Consider the following 380-nt stretch of genomic DNA (forward strand, 5'->3'; position numbering starts at 1 on the left):
GGTTGGCTGGGGATCTCGGGCGGCGTCCCGTCACCGAGCCCGGTGGGTGTCGCGTCCGGCACGAGGTCGAGCGCTACCTCGCGGCTGGCAGCGAGCAGGCTCGGGCTCGCCAGCTGTGCGCGCAGGCCGCGCCGCACCAGCGTCGCCACCGCGTCGAGCAGCCCGTCCGCCGTCTCCGGCCGCTGCCCGTCGATGATCAGCGAGCCCGGCACGATGTCGATCACCACCGGCACGTCGAGCCGGCCCGTGCCGGTGTCGAAGGTCACCGCGACCTCGCGCACGGTGCCGACCCGATACCCGCGCATCGTGACCGGGGCGCCGACCGCGAGACCCTCGACGCTGCCGCCGACCCGCACCAGGAACCGCACGCCCTCCGGGAC

General features: G+C 75.5%; 1 protein-coding gene. It reads right to left on the reverse strand.

The window, feature by feature from the left end; translation table 11 throughout:
* On the reverse strand, positions 1 to 368 hold a 368-nt coding region (locus FOE67_RS28620), incomplete at its 3' end, for an MlaD family protein (RefSeq protein WP_182667666.1).
* Between the last annotated feature and the right edge of the window lie 12 nt (positions 369 to 380).

The organism is Streptomyces calidiresistens, from assembly GCF_014141525.1.
In the GTDB taxonomy this organism is placed as follows: Bacteria; Actinomycetota; Actinomycetes; order Streptomycetales; family Streptomycetaceae; genus Streptomyces; species Streptomyces calidiresistens.